The organism is Pseudomonas oryziphila, assembly GCF_003940825.1.
GTDB lineage: Bacteria > Pseudomonadota > Gammaproteobacteria > Pseudomonadales > Pseudomonadaceae > Aquipseudomonas > Aquipseudomonas sichuanensis.
In genome coordinates this window covers 2354637-2369231 of the sequence record NZ_CP034338.1, presented here as the reverse complement: position 1 = coordinate 2369231, position 14595 = coordinate 2354637, and the positions used below count along the sequence as shown (strand labels likewise).

Sequence of the window (14595 nt, the reverse complement as noted above, 5' to 3'; positions counted from 1 at the left end):
ACTCGGTATTGATCTGAGGTCTAGGCCCCTGGCCTATCGAATCTTGCTCTTGTCAGCGCATCACAACAGCCTGCAAACCTGACCACAACCGCTGCACATGCTCGCGCTCGGTCGGCAGCGCGCCCACCGACACCCGCACCATCCAGCGGCCGTTCAGGGTGGCCGGGGTGACATAGGCATCGCCCGATGCGTTCAACCGGTCGGCCCAGCCACGGGTATGCGCATCCAGTGCGTCGCCCGCCAGCCCCGCCGGGCAGTGGCGGATGCACAGGGTCTGCAATTGCACCGGCGCCAGCAGTTCCCATTCAGCCGAGGCTTCGACCTGCTCCGCCAGCCAGCGGGCATTGTCCAGGTCGCGGCGCAGGCGTTGCTGCAGGGCCTCGACGCCTTCGCTGCGCAGCATGAACCACAGCTTCAGCGCGCGGAACCGGCGGCCCAACGGGATGCCCCAGTCGCGCAGGTTCTTCACCTCGCCATCGACCGCCGACTGCAGGTAGCTGGGGTTGGTGCTCATCACTCGGATCAGGTGCTGCGGGTCACGGACATAGTAAATGGAGCAGTCGAAGGCCACGCCCAGCCACTTGTGCGCGTTGACCACCACCGAGTCGGCCAGCTCGATGCCGTCCCACATCCAACGGCATTCGGGGAGGATCATCGCCGAGCCAGCCATGGCCGAGTCGACATGCAGCCACAGGCCATGGGCCTGGGCGATCTCGCCGATCGGGCGCAGCGGGTCGAGCGCGGTGGTGGTGGTGGTGCCGGTGGTGGCGACCACGGCACAGGGCTGGTTGCCGGCGGCGATGTCTTGTTCGATGGCCTCGCGCAGCGCCTCCGGGCGCATGGCGAACTGCTCGTCGGTGGCGATCAGGCGAATGTTGTCGCGGCCGAAACCGGCCAGCAGCGCGGCCTTGTCCACCGAACTGTGGGCGTGGGCGCTGACGTAGACGATCAGCGGTTTGGCCTGGGCCTGCAGGCCGCCGCGCACCTGGGCATGGTCGGTGGCGCGCTCGCGGGCGCAGATCAACGCCACCAGGGTGCTGGTGGAGGCGGTGTCCTGGATCACCCCGCTCCACTGGCTGGACAGCCCCAGCAGCTGGCGCAACCAGTCCAGGGTGGTCTCTTCCAGCTCGCTCAGGGCCGGGCTGGACTGCCAGGACAGGCCGAGCACGCCCAGGCCGGTACTGAGGAAGTCACCCAGCACCGACGACAGGGTGCCGTTGGAGGGGAAGTAGCCGTAGAAGTCCGGGTGCTGCCAATGGGACAGGCCGGGCATCAGCAGTTGGTCAACGTCCTTGAGGATGGCGGCGAAGGGCTCGGCCTGCTGCGGTGCGGTGGCCGGCAAGGCGGCTTTGAGGTAGCCGGGCTCGACCTGGGCCATTACCGGGCGTTCGGCGACGGTCTGGCGGTAGTCGGCGATCAGGTCGATCAGTTGGTGGCCGTGTTGGCGGAATTGTTCGGGGGTCACAGGCGGGCTCCTTGGCTGCTGGCTTTGGCTGCCTGTTCCGGCCTCATCGCTGGCAAGCCAGCTCCCACAGGTATTGGCTCGAGCCTGGTGGGAGCTGGCTTGCCAGCGATGAGGCCGGCGCAGACAACACAATGCCGACCAGTCTAGGCCGCCATGGCCTCACGAATAACCCCGCTTCGCGCATAGCTCCTATGGCAAAGGCGCATGCCCGCCCTGCACGCCGAACTGCGACTGGCGCCAGAGCTCGAACACCCGGTTGCGCAGCCAGCGGTGCTCGGCCGAGGCCTGCAGGCGCTGGTGCCACACCACCCAGTAGCGCTGGGTATGCTCGACGAAGCCCAAGGGCCGCCAGGCCAGGCCATGCAGGCGGGCCAGCTGGCGGGCGATATGCTCGGGCACCGTGGCCAGCGCCTGGCCGTTGCCGATCACCGGCACCATGGCACTGAAGAACGGCACCTCCAGGCTGATCCGCCGCTGCAAGTCCTGGGCCCGCAGGTGGCGGTCGATGAAGCTGTCCTTGTCGCCGCCGCCGGAGACCCGCACGTGCTTGCAGGCCAGGTAGTCGTCCTGGCTCAGTGCGGCCTGCGCGGTGAGCGGGTGATCATGGCGCATCAGGCACACCGCGCGGTCTTCGCCAAGCAGGCGGCCGTGAAGGTTGGGCGGCGATTCGTCGAACAGCGTGGTGGCCAGGTCGATCTCGCCACTGGCGAGCAAGGCGTATTGCCCGGCCTGCCAGGTGCGGTACTCCAGCGACACCCCCGGCGCCTCCTGCTCAAGCGCCGCCACCAACTGCGGCAGCATGTGTTCGGCCACGTAGTCTGAGGCCGCCAGGCAGAAGCGTCGCTCGCAGCGGGCCGGGTCGAAGGCCGCCGGTTGGCGCAGGGCATTGAGTTCTTCGAGCACCTGACGCAGCGGCTGCACCAGCGCCTCGGCGTGCTCGCTGAGCACGTAGCCACGGCCCTGGCGCACCAGCAGCGGGTCGCCGAAGGCTTCGCGCAGGTGCGCCAACTGGCGGCTCAGTGCGGGCTGGCTGCAGCCCAGGCGCTCGGCGGCATGGCTGAGGTTTTTCAGCTGCAAGAGGCAGTCGAGGGTGCGCAGGTGGGCGAGGCTGAGGGAGGCGAAGGTGGGGTGCATGCAGGTGGCCTGTTGTTGAATGCGCTGGCCCAATCGCCGGCAAGCCGGCTCCCACAGGGACTTGCACATTCCTGTGGGAGCCGGCTTGCCGGCGATTGGGCCGCAACGCGGCCCCAGAGTTACTCGGTCAGGCCGACATAGACGTTCTGCACGTCTTCGTTCTCGTCGATCGCTTCGAGGAACGCTTCGACCTCGGCCAGCGCTTCAGCGCTCAGGCTGGCGGCGCTTACCGGGTTCTTCGGGGTGTAGCCGATCTTCGCCGAAGTGACGGTGAAACCGTGCTCAGGCAGGGCCTTTTGCACGGCGTCGAGGTCGGTGGTGTCGGTGATGAACAGGGTCGAACCCTCTTCCTCGCCGTCCTCGAAGTCCTGGGCACCGGCTTCGATGGCCGCCATTTCCGGGTCGGCGTCGCCTTCCGGGGTGGCCTCGATCAAGCCGACGTGGTTGAAGTCCCAGGCCACCGAGCCGCTGGCACCGAGTTGGCCCTTGCGGAACAGCACGCGGATCTGGGCCACGGTACGGTTGACGTTGTCTGTCAGGCACTCGACGATCAACGGCACCTGGTGCGGGGCGAAGCCTTCGTAGCTGACCGCATGGTACTGCACGGCCTCGCCGTCCAGGCCTGCGCCTTTCTTGATCGCGCGCTCCAGGGTCTCACGGGTCATCGAGGCTTTCTTGGCCTGGACGATGGCCAGGCGCAGGCGCGGGTTCATGTCCGGGTCGGCGCCGGATTTGGCGGCGATCTGGATCTCCTTGGCCAGCTTGCCCATGATCTTGCCCTTGGCGTTGGCCGCGGTCTCTCTATGCTTGGCTTTCCACTGTGCGCCCATTTCAACTCTCTTGTTTCAAGGGCCGGTTCAGGAAGCGACCGGCCAAAAGTGGGGAGAGTTTATACGCCCAAACGCTGTGGATCGACAAGAAATCGCATCTGCTTCTTCGCGGGTAAACCCGCTCCCACAGTGCCTGCGAAAGGCCCTAATCTGCATTAGCCTTTGTCGGCCTTGCCCGCCGCCGCCGCGAATTTGGCCAGCCGCACATCCAGCCGCCGCGGCCTGGCGCCACGGTCTTCGGCGTGCTCCTTGCGCCGGATGGCATTGCGCACCATCAGCGAGCCCAGGTAGCGAATCGGTTCCGGCGGGAACTGCCCCAGCGGCCCCTTGATCAACGGCGAGCGGGTCCAGGGGTTGTCCAGGCCCAGGGCCAGGGACGACAGAATTTGCCCGCCCATGTGGCACGGCCCTACCCCGCTGCCCGAATAGCCGAAGCCATAGAACACGTTGCCCTGCCCATCGAGCCGGCCAAAGAACGGCAGGCCGGTGACAGAGCGGTCGGAAGGCCCGTTCCAGCTCGCCGCCAGCGGCACCTCGGCCAGGGCCGGGAAGAAATCGGCCAGGCTCTCGCGCAACAGCGGCTGATACGGCGATGGCTGGTCGAACACCGGCAACATGCGCCCGCCATAGGCGAAGGTATTGCCGCCCTTGCCGAGCATCAGCCGACCATCGGACGTGTTGTGGTAGTAGTGCACGAAGATTCGCGAGTCGAGCACGCTGACACCGCTGTCCAGGCCGATCTGGCGCAACAGTTCCGGGCACGGCTCGGTGATGACCATGTCGCTGGAAACGATCGCCACGCTGCGCTCGAACTGTGGGAAGGCCCGCGCCATCCAGGCGTTGAGGCCCAGTACCACGCGGTCGGCGCGAATGGTGCCGGTGCGAGTACGCACCTGCGCCGGGGCCCCGTGCTCCAGCCCGGTCATCGCCGTGCCCTCGTGGATGCGCACGCCGCGCTGCAGGGCAACCCGGCGCAAGCCGCGCACCAGCCGCCCGGGCTGCACGGTGGCGGCGGCCGGTGAGTACCAGCCCTCCAGGTGGCGCTCGGAGCCCGCCAGGCGCTGCAACTGCGCAAGCTCAAGGCGCTGGAACGAGTTGATACCGCGCCGTTCCAGCGCCGCGATCACCGCATCGGTGCCACCAACCTGGGCCGGGTTGGTGGCGGTGTACAGGGTGCCGTCCATGCGGAAATCGCAGCGGATGCCGTTGTCGGCGCAGAACGCGCCGATGGCCGCGATGCTGCGTTCCGACTCGCTGACCAGGCGCACCGCCTCCTGCACCCCGAACAGACGCTCCAGGGTGAAGTACTTGGCTGACCAGGACAGCGCACAACCACCATTGCGCCCGCTGGCCCCGGCACCGCAGATATCCGCCTCGATCAGCAGCACATCCAGCTGCGGCGCTTGTTCCTTGATCATCAACGCGGTCCACAGCCCGGTGTAGCCGCCGCCGACGATGCACACATCGCAGCGTGCGTCGCCCTGCAAGGGGGGGCATGGGGCCTCGTTTTCCTGGTCCAGCGCCTGTTGCAGCCAGAACGGTCTCATCGCTTTGCTTTCCTTCAAGTACGCAGTGGCTTGATCGCCATGCTGGTGTTGGGGGCCACGTCATTGGCCGCAGTGGTGCTGGCCGGGCGGCTGTTCCAGTGCGGGATCAGCACCAGAGCGGAGAACAGCGCGGTGCCGGCGAAGACGATGAACACCGTGACACTGTCGAAATACCCCGGCAGCAGGCCGCCGAGCACCGCGCCCACCGAACCGCAGCCGTTGACGAAGCCAGCTGCGGTGGCGCCGGCCTTGGCCGTACCGAAGTCGATGGCCGCCGCGCCGCTGATCATCGAGTCGGGGCCATACAGGGTCAGGCCCATGACGAACAGCAAGGCCACCACCAGCACCACGCTGCCGCTGTGCATGGCCGCCATGAAGCCGGCCAGGGCCATGGTCAGCAGCAGCAGGCTGATCACGCAGGCCGGCATGCGCCGGGCACCGAACAACTTGTCCGAGGCCAGGCCGATGATGATCGGGCCAAGCAACCCGGCCAGCTCGAAGGCGGTGGGGATGATCGCCGCGCCGACCTTGCCCACCGAGGGCATCTGTTCGAAGACGATCACCGGGCCCCACAGCAGGATGGCGTAGCGCGCCGGCTTCAACATGAAGTAGGCCAGGCCCAGGGTGAGCACCGTGCGGTTGCGCAGGATCTCGCGCAGCGGCGCCCAGACGCTGCACAGGCTGCCCCCCGGCGCCATGCTTTGCGGCTCTGGCTCAACCGCCGGCAGGCCGACGTCTTCGGGCTTGTTGCGCTGGAAGATGAAGAACAGCACGGCAACCAGGGCCACCACCACGGCGCTGGAGAAGAATGCCGCGTGCCAGGTACCGACCAGGGTGTAGGCCCACCAGCCGGCGAACGGCGAAGCCACCAGGCCGCCGAAGGCGTAGCACGAGCTCCACAACCCCAGCACCCGCCCGCGCTGGGAGGCCGGGAAGAAGCTGCCGATGTTCTTGCACAGCCCGGCCCAGCCGGTGGACTGGGCCAGGCCCTGGATCAGCATGCAGGTGGCGAAGATCGGGAAGGTCGCGTAGCTGCCCATCACCACCGCCGCGGCTGCCGAGATCAGCAGCCCGCCGAGCACCACCACACGCGGGCCGAAACGGTCGGCGAGCATGCCCCAGGTGAACTGGCCCACGGCGTAGGCAGTCAGGTAGATGGCGTCGAGGTTGGCCATGGCGGCCTTGTCGAGCATGAAAGTCGGGTCTTCGCCGATGCCGAGCTTGGCCACCGAGAAGGCTTTGCGGGTGAAGTAGAAGGCGGCGTAAGCCAGCCAGGTGATCGCGAAGATCTGCATGCGCCAACGCTTGATGGCGCCCAGGGATTGATTCATTTGACTCTGACCTCTTGCGTGAGTGTGCCGGCAGAATGTGAAGAAACGCCTGTCTTGTTGTTGTGGTGCGCACTGCGTGACGGAGGGACGTCACTTGGTCAGATGGCGGCAGCGGTCTAGCGTGACCGGGGCGAGGCCATGGCCCGGCGCCACCGCTTGTGGCGATGGCGTCGGGTTGAAACACATGGAAACAGCTGCTGACTGATAAATAAAATCGATTTATCGTATTTCACTCATAAGCCCAGCTTGTAAGCGGAGTGCTCGATGTCGGTTTCCCACGCTCAACTCAAAGCCTTTCATGCGGTCGCCGAACAAGGCAGCTTCACCCGCGCGGCGCAGAAGCTGTTCCTGACCCAGCCGGCGGTGTCCGACCAGGTGCGCAAGCTGGAGGAGCGTTACGGTGTGCTGCTGTTCCAGCGCAACAAGCGTTCGGTGCAGTTGACCGACCTGGGCGAGCGCCTGCTGGGGGTGACCCAGCGGCTGTTCGCCTGCGAGGCCGAGGCCGTCGAGTTGCTGCAGGACTCGCGCGCCCTGCACACCGGCAGCTTGACGCTGGCGGTGGATGCGCCGGTGCATGTGCTGCCGCAGATAGCCCGGTTCTGCCAGCGCTACCCGGGGATTCAGGTGAAGATCGAGACGGGCAATACCGACGAGTCGCTGGCCCGGCTGTTCAGCTACCAGGCTGACCTGGCCCTGTTGGGGCGCGATGTCGACGATGAACGTCTGTTTTGCGTGCCGATGCGACGTGACCCGATGGTGGCGTTCGTGTCGCACCAGCATCCATGGGCCAGCCGGGGGTCGATCAGCCTGGCGGACCTGGATGACACGCCGTTGGTGCTGCGTGAGCCTGGGTCGGTGACGCGGCAGACGCTGGAGGAGGAAATGCAGCGGGCGGGGTTGCGGATTCGTTCGGCGATCCAGGTGGAGGGGCGTGAGGCGGCGCGGGAGGCGGTGGTGGTGGGGATTGGGGTTGGGGTGGTTTCGGCGGCGGAGTTTGGGGCTGATGCGCGGGTGTGTGCGTTGCCGATTGTCGATTGTCAGCGGCATTTGACGGAGACGTTGGTGTGTTTGAGCGAGCAGCGGACGCGGCGGGTGGTGGCGACGTTTTTGGAGATGGTGCGGGAGGGGGGGTGAGGTTTTTGGGTTCGGTTTCGGGTTCGGGGACTGTCAGATTTTTTGTGTGCGGGCCGGTAACGGCCTGCCGTTAGGCAGGCCCTGATTTTCACCAGGCTGGCCTGATGAACCGATCTCCGTACAGAATCGCAAATTGATTCATCGCGCTTTTCCAGTCATGGGCCGGTTTTCCCCAATTGGCTGTGATGTTGCGCAATCCCAGCCAAATCAGTTTGGTCGCTGCATCATCATTCGGGAAATGTCCGCGAGTCTTGATGACCTTGCGTAGCTGGGCATTGATGCTCTCGATGGCGTTGGTGGTATAGATCACCTTTCGGATGGCGGGCGGGAAAACAAAGAATGGAATCACGCGATCCCAAGCCCGTCGCCAAGCAGCCACCACCGTCGGATATTTCTCGCCCCACGGCCCGTTCTCAAACTCATCGAGTGCTTGCTCAGCCGCTTCGGCATTGATGGCTTGGTAAATCGGCTTCAGCTCCTTGGCCAGAGCCCGCCGCTTGTCCCAGGCCGCGTAGTCGAGGCTGTTGCGGATCAGGTGCACGATGCACGTTTGCAACGTCGTCTCTGGAAACACGGCACTGAGAGCCTCTGGCATACCTTTGAGGCCATCGGTCACGGCAATCAGCACATCTTCAACACCGCGCGTCTTGAGATCGTTAAAGACCTTCATCCAAAACTTCGCACCCTCGGTGTTCTCGATCCAGATGCCCAGGATATCGCGCGTCCCGTCGGGGAGAACGCCCAGGGCCAAGTAAATGGCCTTGTTGCGAACCAGGCCTTCTTCGCGGATCTTCACCCGCAGTGCATCGAAGAAAATGACCGGGTACATCGGCTCCAGTGGCCGCTGTTGCCACGCGCCAATCTCTTCCATGACCTCGTCTGTCACAGAGCTGATGAAATCGGGTGAAACGTCGGTTCCATACTGCTCGGGCAGGAAGGCCCGGATCTCTCTGACCGTCATTCCACGGGCGTACATGGCGATGATTTTGTCATCGAATCCGGTGTAACGGCGCTCATGCTTGGGGATCAGAATGGGCGAGAAGCTGCCGTCACGGTCCCGAGGGATATCCAGCCGTAGCGGGCCATCGCCTGTCAGCACTGTCTTGCCACTCGTGCCATTGCGCTGGTTGGTCTCATCCTCTGGGCGCTGCGCGCCCGGAGGATAGCCCAGGTGATGGCCAAGTTCGGCGTTCAGGGCCCGCTCGATCAGCGCTTTCTTGAAGGCGGCAGAGGCCTCTTCGATAGCCTCTGCGGTCATCAGTGGGGTTGCGGAAAACTGTTCAAGCAGCTCTTTCGGGACCTTCGGTAACTCTCGAAGCGGTTTCTTTTTGGTTGGCATGCATGCACCTCTTACTCATGTTATGCCCGAACACAAAATTTCTGACACCCTCACTAAGCGTCGACATCGCAAATGAATGCACATACAAATATAAAAACAGCCAGCCAACCAACCAACCAAACAACAGAACAACAGAACAACAGAACAACAGAACAACAGAACAACAGAGCAACAGAGCAACAGAGCAACAGAGCAACAGAGCAACCAGTAAACTGACTAACTGACTAACTGACTAACTGACTAACTGATTAACTGACTAACTGATTAACTGATTAACTGATTAACAACCTAACCGCAAAATATCTAACGGCAAAATCCCGCCATCAAACCGAACGCCGCCCCTGCATCCCATCACCAATTACCCCCTTCCCGCCAGCCCCATCTACCTCCCCAAGAAACCCCGCAATCTCCCGCCGCCCCCGCAAATGAACCACAGGCACCCCAGGCCCAATCGCCACCCGCATCGCCTCGATCCCCCGCCGGTAGGCCCCATCGAACCCCCAGACAAACTTCAAGAACTGCACAAACTCCCAGTTCAACCGCTCACTGCAGCCAGCCGGCAAGTCAGCCCGCGGCCGCCGGCTCAACGACCGCAGCACCACCCGCTTCAGGCACACCCAGCGCGGCGTATCCAGCCAGATGATCAAGTCCGCCCGCGGCAACCGCAGGTCGAACGTACGCCGCGCATAGTTGCCCTCGCACACCCACGCATCCTGCGCCAGCGCCGAGCGCACCTGATCACGGAACACCTCGGCCTCCGGCTCCACCCAGCCCGGCGACCAGAACAACCGGTCCAGGTGCACCACCGGCAACCCCAAACGCTCGCCGATAGCCCGTGCCAAAGTCGATTTGCCGCTACCGGAATTGCCCAGTATCACGATGCGCTGCATATGCATTCCCTCGCTGCAAAAAAGCCGGCGAGTGTAACGCCGGGGCATGGCGCTGCACAGCGGCTGCCACAAGCCGTTGCTCGCGAAATGCCAGGTGAAGCCACAGGGTTTTGCTACAGGACAGGATCAGCATAGAAGCCTTCGGCGGTGATCGCGGCACGACGTTATACTCCTCGCCCCTGCAACCCGGACCGGACCCATTCATGCGGCAAGCCCTGCTCATCGTCGACGTGCAATCCACCTTCAGCCCTTCGGAAAAGCTGGTGGACGGCATCCGCGCGCTGTCGGCACACATCCCCACCGTCGCCTCGATCGAACTGCACGACGAACAGGCCACGCCGTTCCAGCGCCAGCTCGGCTGGCACCCGGCCAGAGAGGACGTGGCACTGGTCGAGGCCGACAAGGTGTTCGTCAAGCACGGCTACGGGCAAACCGCCGAAACCCTCGAGTACCTCAAGGGCCTGGGTGTCGAGCGCGTGCTGGTGTGCGGCCTGCAGACCGAAACCTGCGTGCTGGCCGCAGGCTTCGCCCTGTTCGATGCGGGGCTGTGCCCGACCCTGATCACCGACCTCACCATGGGCTCTTCGCTGGACCGCTCGGGGCAGTTGGGCATCAGCCTGTGGCAACACCACTTCGGCCAGGTCACCACCGCCGCCGAAGTGATCGCCGGGCTCAAGGGCTGACCTGATACCCCCGCCCCTGCAGGCAACCACTGTAGGCACTGGCCTGGGCCTCGCCCTGGCCGCGGCGGTCCTGACGACGCTCCTGGCGTTGGCGCATGCCACCCACGGCGGCACCGGCAGCAGCCGTTTCGCCGGCGCGGTTCTGCCGGTACTGCTGCTTGGCGTCGTCGCTCATACGGTCGTATACCTCGTCGTGCTGGTTGCCGCGCACCTGGGCACCCGCAGCGCCCGCCACCGCCCCGGCGGCGGCACCCTTGACCCGACCACCGACATGCGCACTGCCAGTCGTCGAACTGCTGACGACACTATTACAGTCGGCCATGTCCTGCTGCATCTGCTGGCTGCTCTGGCCCTTGAGCGGCGTGACGGTCTGGGCCTGGGCCGCTGCCGCCAGCAGCAACAGCAGGCAGCCCCATGTGACTGATCGCATGTTCCACCTCCACTCGATTGAAGTGCCGACTGACAGAATAGGCCCGTCTGCACCCTGCAAGGCCGCCGGGCAGCGACCTCTCGTCACCCTGAAATAAATTTAAATTGAATTTAAATTTAGACCCGCGCAAGCTCCGGCCACGACCCACCCTCGGAGCCCGACCATGGCCACAGCCCCCCGCGAACCGCGCAAGGACGGTGAAGCCACCCGCACGCGCATTCTCGAAGCCGCCGGCGAGCTGTTTGCCGCCCAGGGTTTCGCCGAGTCCAGCAACAAGGCGGTGGCCGCCAAAGCCGAAGTCGACCTGGCCTCGATCAACTACCACTTCGGCAGCCGCAACGGCCTGTACCAGGCGGTGCTCGACGAAGCGCGTCGGCGCTTCCTCGATATCAGCAACCTGCAGCGCATCCTCCAGGCCCCTCAGCCGGCCACGGACAAACTGCGCGCACTGATCGAGCAGGTGGTGCACAAGGCCAGTTCAGGCCGGGGCAGCTGGCACCTGCGGGTGCTTGCCGCCGAACTGCTCACCCCCAGCAGCCATGGCCAGGCCTTGCAGGGCACGGCGCCGCAAAAGCTCATGCTGCTCAAGGGGCTGTTCAGCGAGATCAGCGGCCTCGCCCTCGACGACCCAGCCCTGACCCGCTGCATCCTCTGCGTCACCGCCCCCTGGGCGATGCTGCTGATCGGTCCGCGTGGCGGCTCCGGGGCCGTGCAGGAAATCCTCGGCATGCCCGCCGCCGAAGTCTGCGAGCAGCTGTACCGCTTCGCCCTAGCCGGCCTGCGCGACGCCGGCCAAGGTCGCTGACCCCTTGCCCATGCCACTCTCCCCTCGCCCAGGCCAACCCATGACAACCCCGTCCACTGCCCTCGAACACGATGCTCACCCGCCGATTCCCTTGCTGCTCGGCGCCCTGCTGCTGGTGATGTTCCTCGCCGCACTGGACCAGACCATCGTCTCCACCGCCCTGCCCACCATCGTCAGCGAACTGGGCGGGCTGCGCTGGTTGTCCTGGGTGGTCACCGCCTACCTGCTGGCCTCCACCGTGGTGGTGCCGCTGTACGGCAAGTTCGGCGACCTGTATGGCCGCAAGCGCGTGTTGCAGGTGGCCATCGTGCTGTTTCTGGCGGGCTCGGCACTGTGCGGCGTGGCCCAGAACATGACCGAGCTGGTGCTGCTGCGCGCCTTGCAAGGGTTGGGCGGTGGCGGGCTGATGGTAGTGGCGATGGCCGCCATCGGCGATGTGATCCCACCCGCCGAGCGCGGTCGCTACCAGGGCCTGTTCGGTGGCGTGTTCGGCCTGGCCACGGTGGTCGGGCCGCTGATCGGCGGCTTTCTGGTCGAGCAGCTGTCGTGGCGCTGGATCTTCTACATCAACCTGCCCCTGGGCCTGCTGGCGCTGCTGGTGATCGGCAGCGTGTTCCGCCCGCACGCGGCGCGGGTGAAGCATGTGATCGACTACCTTGGCGCGTGCTTCCTCACCTTGACCCTGGCCTGCGTGGTGCTGATCACCAGCCTTGGCGGCAACCTGCTGGCGTGGGGCTCCCTCGACATCCTGTGCCTGGCGCTGTTCGCGCTGATCGGCCTGGTGGGCTTCATCCATGAACAGCGCCGTGCCGCCGAGCCGATCATGCCACTGCACCTGTTCCGTCACCGCACCTTCGCCCTGGCCGGGCTGATCGGCTTCATCGTCGGCATGTCGCTGTTCGGCTCGGTGACCTTCCTGCCGCTGTACCTGCAGGTGGTGAAAAACGCGACGCCGACCAGTGCCGGGCTGCAGATGCTGCCGCTGATGGGCGGACTGCTGGTGGTGTCGGCCATCACCGGGCGGCTGATCAGCCGCTGGGGGCGCTACCGGATGTTCCCGATCCTCGGCACCTTGCTGCAGGCGATTGCCCTGGCCTTGCTCAGCCGGCTCGACGAGCACACGCCGATGGCGGTGATGAACCTGTACATGGGCTTGCTCGGCGCGGGCCTGGGGATGGTCATGCAAGTGCTGGTGCTGGCCGTGCAGAACAGCGTCGAGCCGCGCCATATGGGCGTGGCCACCTCGGGGGCGACGCTGTTCCGCTCGATCGGCGGCGCCATCGGCGTGTCAGTGTTCGGCGCGCTGTTCTCCCATGCGCTGCTCGAACGCCTGGCACAGGCGTTCCCGGCCGACACCCCGGCGCCGACCAGCCTGTCACCCGAGCAGGTGCATGCCCTGGCCGCGCCCCTGCAACAGGCCTACCTCGTCGCCTTCTCCGGGGCGATGCATGGGGTGTTCCTCGTGGCCTGCCTGATCACCTGCCTGGCGTTCGCGCTGAGCTGGCTGCTGCGTGAAGTGCCGTTGCGCAAGGCACTGGCTTGACCACCGCGACACATGACACCCGGTCATGCATGGCCTGACGATCGATCGTTTGTCCGGCCCCGTGGCGCTACGCTCTAATGCGCGAAAACAACGACACCTCGCACGGAACAACCCAGGAACTACTCATGATTCTCGGAAAAACGCTTGAAGCCTGGTGCCAGAGCCACCCCCTGATCCGCGAACTGGTGGCCTTGCAGCCGACCCGCTGGTTCAACCCCGGCATCGCCCCGGCCGCCCAGGCGCTGCACGATGTCGGCCTGGACGCCGCCGACGTTGCCGCCGCCAGCGCCCGGCTCGCGCGCTTCGCGCCCTACCTGGCCACGGTGTTCCCGGACACGGCGGCCAGCGGCGGCATCATCGAGTCGCCGATCCGGCCGCTGCCCAACCTGCAGCGCGCCCTGCAGCAGGAGGCCGGCCTGCCGCCCAGCGGCGCATTGTGGCTCAAGGCCGACAGCGAGCTGCCGATCTCCGGCTCGATCAAGGCTCGCGGCGGTATCCACGAAGTGCTCAAGCATGCCGAGGACCTGGCGCTGGCTGCCGGGCTGATCACCCTGGACAGCGACTACCGGGCGCTGGCCAGTGACCAGGCGCGGGCGTTCTTCGGGCAGTACAAGGTGGCCGTCGGCTCCACCGGCAACCTGGGCCTGTCCATCGGCATCATGAGCGCCCGGCTGGGCTTCCAGGCGACCGTGCATATGTCGGCCGATGCCCGTCAGTGGAAGAAGGACAAGCTGCGCAGCCATGGCGTGACGGTGATCGAATACGCCTCGGACTACAGCGTGGCGGTGGAGCAAGGGCGCCAACAAGCCGAAGCTGACCCGGCCTGCTACTTCGTCGACGACGAGAACTCGCCGCACCTGTTCCTTGGCTACGCCGTGGCCGCCGAGCGCCTGGCCAGGCAGTTCGCACAAGCGCAAATCTGCGTGGATGCCGAACACCCGCTGTTCGTCTACCTGCCCTGCGGCGTGGGCGGCGGGCCTGGCGGCGTGGCGTTCGGCTTGAAGCTGGTATTCGGTGACCATGTGCATTGCCTGTTCGCCGAACCGACCCATTCGCCGTGCATGCTGCTGGGGGTGTACACCGGGCTGCACGACGCGGTCAGCGTGCAGGACTTCGGCATCGACAACCTCACCGCCGCCGATGGCCTGGCGGTGGGCCGGCCTTCCGGGTTCGTCGGCAAGGCCATGCAGCGGCTGATCGATGGCTACTTCACCGTCACCGATGAAGAACTGTATCGCCTGCTGGCCCTGGCCCACGACCTTGAGCAGGCGCGCCTGGAACCCTCGGCGCTGGCCGGCGTGCCGGGCCTGCTGCAGGTGCTGGGCGCGGCGGATTACCTGCAGCGCAACGGCTTGACGCCTGCGCGCATGGCCAGGGCCACGCACCTGGTATGGGGCACCGGCGGCAGCATGGTGCCTGCCGACGAATATGCCGCTTACCTCGCCAAAGCGCGAAGCTGAACAG

13 protein-coding genes are annotated in these 14595 nt (G+C 65.4%); 5 read left to right on the top strand and 8 right to left on the bottom strand.

Features of this window, described 5'->3' with window-relative positions; translation table 11 throughout:
• Nucleotides 1–52 precede the first annotated feature (52 nt).
• The 5 genes from EJA05_RS11255 to EJA05_RS11235 all read right to left on the bottom strand — a co-directional run bounded on the left by EJA05_RS11255 (nucleotide 53) and on the right by EJA05_RS11235 (nucleotide 6307).
• Nucleotides 53–1465, bottom strand: coding sequence for a DOPA decarboxylase (locus EJA05_RS11255; protein ID WP_125858296.1), 1413 nt, complete (start codon nucleotides 1463–1465; stop codon nucleotides 53–55).
• A gap of 189 nt (nucleotides 1466–1654) precedes the next feature.
• On the bottom strand, nucleotides 1655–2599 hold the full coding sequence (locus tag EJA05_RS11250) for a LysR family transcriptional regulator (protein WP_125858295.1): 945 nt from the start codon (nucleotides 2597–2599) through the stop codon (nucleotides 1655–1657).
• A gap of 119 nt (nucleotides 2600–2718) precedes the next feature.
• On the bottom strand, nucleotides 2719–3429 hold the full coding sequence (locus EJA05_RS11245; protein ID WP_125858294.1) for a YebC/PmpR family DNA-binding transcriptional regulator: 711 nt from the start codon (nucleotides 3427–3429) through the stop codon (nucleotides 2719–2721).
• 155 nt (nucleotides 3430–3584) lie between these two features.
• Nucleotides 3585–4976 carry an FAD-dependent oxidoreductase gene (locus tag EJA05_RS11240; RefSeq protein ID WP_125858293.1) on the bottom strand — a complete coding sequence of 464 codons (1392 nt, stop codon included), beginning with the start codon at nucleotides 4974–4976 and terminating at the stop codon, nucleotides 3585–3587.
• Between the two features lie 14 nt (nucleotides 4977–4990).
• Nucleotides 4991–6307 carry an MFS transporter gene (locus tag EJA05_RS11235; protein ID WP_125858292.1) on the bottom strand — a complete coding sequence of 439 codons (1317 nt, stop codon included), beginning with the start codon at nucleotides 6305–6307 and terminating at the stop codon, nucleotides 4991–4993.
• Between the two features lie 264 nt (nucleotides 6308–6571).
• Here EJA05_RS11235 and EJA05_RS11230 point away from each other — a divergent pair, with 264 nt between their 5' ends.
• Nucleotides 6572–7441 carry a LysR substrate-binding domain-containing protein gene (locus EJA05_RS11230; RefSeq protein ID WP_110995178.1) on the top strand — a complete coding sequence of 290 codons (870 nt, stop codon included), beginning with the start codon at nucleotides 6572–6574 and terminating at the stop codon, nucleotides 7439–7441.
• An 88-nt stretch (nucleotides 7442–7529) separates the two neighbouring features.
• Here the strand turns inward: EJA05_RS11230 and EJA05_RS11225 are convergent, their stop codons facing one another.
• Nucleotides 7530–8780 (bottom strand): IS256 family transposase, encoded by a 1251-nt coding sequence (locus tag EJA05_RS11225; RefSeq protein WP_125858291.1) that lies wholly within the window; start codon nucleotides 8778–8780, stop codon nucleotides 7530–7532.
• 323 nt (nucleotides 8781–9103) lie between these two features.
• The gene (locus EJA05_RS11220; protein ID WP_125858290.1) at nucleotides 9104–9670 is read right to left on the bottom strand and encodes a P-loop NTPase family protein; all 567 of its coding nucleotides are present in this window, start codon (nucleotides 9668–9670) and stop codon (nucleotides 9104–9106) included.
• Between the two features lie 203 nt (nucleotides 9671–9873).
• Between EJA05_RS11220 and EJA05_RS11215 the strand changes: the two genes are divergently transcribed.
• Nucleotides 9874–10353, top strand: a complete 480-nt coding sequence (locus EJA05_RS11215) for an isochorismatase family protein (protein WP_125858289.1) — start codon at nucleotides 9874–9876, stop codon at nucleotides 10351–10353.
• Here the strand turns inward: EJA05_RS11215 and EJA05_RS11210 are convergent.
• A complete protein-coding gene (locus EJA05_RS11210) occupies nucleotides 10343–10783 on the bottom strand; it encodes a YMGG-like glycine zipper-containing protein (RefSeq protein ID WP_125858288.1) in 441 nt (146 codons plus the stop codon). The two genes, EJA05_RS11215 and EJA05_RS11210, sit on opposite strands and share 11 nt — an antisense overlap.
• 163 nt (nucleotides 10784–10946) lie before the next feature.
• Here EJA05_RS11210 and EJA05_RS11205 point away from each other — a divergent pair, with 163 nt between their 5' ends.
• The 3 genes from EJA05_RS11205 (at nucleotide 10947) to EJA05_RS11195 (ending at nucleotide 14591) form a co-directional block, all read left to right on the top strand.
• A complete protein-coding gene (locus EJA05_RS11205; RefSeq protein ID WP_125858287.1) occupies nucleotides 10947–11588 on the top strand; it encodes a TetR/AcrR family transcriptional regulator in 642 nt (213 codons plus the stop codon).
• Between the two features lie 40 nt (nucleotides 11589–11628).
• On the top strand, nucleotides 11629–13131 hold the full coding sequence (locus EJA05_RS11200) for an MDR family MFS transporter (protein ID WP_223811908.1): 1503 nt from the start codon (nucleotides 11629–11631) through the stop codon (nucleotides 13129–13131).
• 125 nt (nucleotides 13132–13256) lie between these two features.
• Nucleotides 13257–14591 (top strand): D-serine ammonia-lyase, encoded by a 1335-nt coding sequence (locus tag EJA05_RS11195; protein ID WP_125858285.1) that lies wholly within the window; start codon nucleotides 13257–13259, stop codon nucleotides 14589–14591.
• The last annotated feature ends 4 nt before the right edge of the window (nucleotides 14592–14595 follow it).